Source organism: Cryomorphaceae bacterium (assembly GCA_007695365.1).
In the GTDB taxonomy this organism is placed as follows: Bacteria; Bacteroidota; Bacteroidia; order Flavobacteriales_D; family SKUL01; genus SKUL01.
Genome location: REDV01000145.1, coordinates 1 through 3,396, shown reverse-complemented (window position 1 = coordinate 3,396; position 3,396 = coordinate 1). Strand labels below are relative to the sequence as shown.

The window sequence follows — 3,396 nt, the reverse complement described above, 5'->3', positions numbered from 1 at the left end:
TTGCCGCCAGCGATGCAGGTTTCCAGGAAATCTACGTTACCGGATGGCCCGCAGGCATCTACATCGCGAAGCTTATCGTCAACAACAAAGATTTTGACACGGTAAAAATCAGTGTGGTGAAGTAATTGCTTCCCGAATAGCACCAATAAAAACCGGTCTCTGAAAGGGGATCGGTTTTTTTTAATAATCAGACATTTAACCAACAAATCCCACTGAAAACCCACTGTAACTTTTTGGCCGTTTTGAGTTGATACTGACGGATATTTCATTCTCATCAACCCTTCTCAACCCGCAGGCAACTTTCAACTAATTGGCTACTTTTACCCGCATTCAAAACAGCTCCTTCATGAAAAAGCTCTTCAACCTTTTATTGCTCACGGCATTGTGCCTTCCGGTAATCGCGCAAAACACCATGACCCCCGAACTGCTCTGGAAACTGGGCAGGGTGAGTCCGGTTGGTGTTACAGCCGACGAGCAGTATGTGGTGTACAAGGTATCCACACCCGATATGGCCGAAAACAAATTACAATCCGCCTCTTTTCGGGTACCCATAACCGGCGGCGACCCCGAGCCTGTGCGCGATGCGCAAAGTTTGGTTCCCAACAAAAACATCTCGCCCGATGGCAAGTTGGAATTGTTTCACGAAGCCACTAAAATTGAACGTGTCCTGGGAGTTGACCACTACCCGAAACTCGTCAAATCCGACGTGTATGTATATGACCAACTGGACTATCGCATTTGGGACACCTGGAGAGATGGTACATTCAATCACGTATTTTACAAACCGGTGGGAGATAGCAAAGCCATGCCCACAGATATCATGTCGGGTGAACCTTACGACACACCCACGCGGCCTTTTGGCGGAAGCAGCGATTACACCTGGACTCCAGACAGCAAGGGCATTGTGTATGTCTGCAAAAAGCTCCGTGGCACCGAAGCAGTTCTGAGCACCAATACCGATTTGTACCGCTACGATATCGCTTCCGGCAAAACCACCAACCTCACCGAAGGTATGCCCGGGTATGATACGAGTCCGTCGTACTCCAGCCAGGGAGCCCTTGCGTGGCTCAGCATGGCCCGCGACGGTTACGAAGCCGATAAAAACGACATCATCGTATCGCACAATGGTGTGCAAATGAACCTTACCGAACGTTGGGACGGTACAGTCAAAAGCTTCCGTTGGAGCAAAGACGGTAAGCGGATTTTCTTTATCGCTCCTGTAAATGGCACCGTTCAGCTCTTTGAAGTGGACTATCCCGGCCGAACCAAAAAGCTACCCGTGGTTCAACAACTGACCGAAGGAGAATTTGATGTAAATGGAATCGTAGGTATTGCGGGCAACACCATTGTGGTTACCCGAAGCGACATGAACCACGCCAACGAAATTTACACCTACGACCTTCGCCGGAAAAACTGGAACAAAATCACCTCTGTAAATGACCACCACTACGACAAAATATCTCTGAGCAACATTGAGCGTCGCACGGTGAAAACCACCGACGGCAAGGACATGCTCGTTTGGGTGATATACCCACCCAATTTTGATTCGCGCAAAAAATACCCGGCGTTGCTCTATCTTCAGGGAGGGCCTCAGGGCGCATTAAGCCAGTTTTACTCTTTCCGCTGGAACTTTCAGGTGATGGCTGCGCAGGGCTACATCGTGGTAGCTCCCAACAGACGCGGTATGCCTGGTCATGGTGTAGAGTGGAATGAGCAAATCAGCAAAGACTGGGGAGGTCAGGCCATGAAGGATTACCTCTCGGCCATTGACGACGTTGCCAAAGAGCCTTATGTGGACAATGACAGGCTGGGCGCTGTGGGGGCGAGCTTTGGCGGATATTCGGCTTTTTTCCTGGCCGGACATCACGAAGGCCGTTTCAAGTCATTCATCTCGCACTGCGGAGTGTTTAACCTGCAAAGTATGTACGGCACTACGGAAGAGATGTTCTTTGTGAACTGGGATATCGGCGGGCCATATTGGGAAAAAGACAACAAAGCTGCGCAAAAAGCCTATCAGGATTTCAACCCGATAAACTTTGTGGACCGCTGGGATACGCCTATGTTGATTATTCAGGGCGGAAAAGACTACCGCGTTCCCATCGGGCAAGGACAGGAAGCTTTTACCGCTGCTCAGCTCAGAGGTATCAAAAGCAGGTTTGTGTACTTCCCCGAGGAAAACCACTGGGTACTTTCACCGCAAAACGGCATAGCCTGGCAGCGCGAGTTTTTCAGGTGGCTGGAGGAAACGCTTGGAGACTAGTTGCCAACCACCCAACGCTGCGTGTGGAACTGACCGTTTAGATTGACCCTCACAGCATAAACGCCCCGGGCAAGATTGGGTTGAAGTGTTATTTCATCTACAGGATGTTCACCGCCGCTGTAGCGCATTACAATTTGTCCCTGCATGTTGAAAACGAGCACTTCACGCACGTTTTCAGCACGGTGAAAACGCATGTTGAGTGATTGCCCGCCGGCTGCAGGATTGGGATACAACACAAAGGGGGCATCGAAGTAACGATTCAGAAAATCTGCCATCACACGCGGGCGCGACAAGGCAAATGCCCGCAAATCCTTTACACTTCGCCGCCAGGCCAATATGTGGTCAGGATAGTGCCATCGTTGGATGTGCTCAGGAACGAGCGGAGCATACATTTCCTCAAAGCGATCTATCGCCTCAATCACCCGGTCTGCCCTGAAATTCTCATTGAGTAACATTCGGAAACGGGTAACAAATTGATTGGCAAACTCCCTGTTTCTGAAAAATGCACGAAGAATTTCCATGGACCAATCGGGATTGTTGTGGATATTGATATCCGATAGGTGCTCCACCAATTGATTGTACTGGGTGCGAATCATGCAGGCATCGCAGTCAAAAAACAACCAGCGCCAAATGCCATCGTCAGCCCTCTCGCGCCAAAGCACGTTGTTGTTGTTGGGGAAATCGAGGTTCGAAAAGTAAAAATGAGCGATGTAGTGATCAATCATATTGTCCACATCCATGATGGCGCGGGCCTGCTCATAAATTTCGGGCTCGCTCAGGTCATTGCTTCGGATAAATGACAGCAATGCGTCATAGAATGTTCCATCACCTTCATCAACAATGGCCGCCTGGTAAAAAAGCTCGTAGCTGATTACCTCAAGGTTATCCCTGTTTACTCCGTAATGCTGTTCCAGGTAGCGACCATCCTGCCGTTCGCGCAAATTGTGAACACCCCAGTACTCTCCATTCAAATAGACGACTGTAGGTTTGCTGCTTTGGTACCCCACATTCATGTCCTTGATCAGGTAATGACACAGGTCGTCCTTAAACAATGTGCGCGTCCAGTCGCCCATTGACATTCTTAAAATCAATCGCTTGTACCGATCCAATGAACGATCCTCAAAAAACGGGTACTC

2 protein-coding genes are annotated in these 3,396 nt (G+C 49.5%); one reads left to right on the top strand and one right to left on the bottom strand.

Going from position 1 to position 3,396, the window contains the following annotated elements; genetic code table 11:
- The first annotated feature begins 346 nt into the window (after positions 1-346).
- Positions 347-2,260: a S9 family peptidase gene (locus tag EA392_14575; protein ID TVR36702.1), complete on the top strand. Its 1,914-nt coding sequence runs from the start codon at positions 347-349 to the stop codon at positions 2,258-2,260.
- Here the strand turns inward: EA392_14575 and EA392_14570 are convergent.
- Positions 2,257-3,396 (bottom strand): T9SS C-terminal target domain-containing protein (locus EA392_14570; protein TVR36701.1); only part of this gene is annotated, 1,140 nt, incomplete at its 5' end. The genes EA392_14575 and EA392_14570 overlap by 4 nt on opposite strands.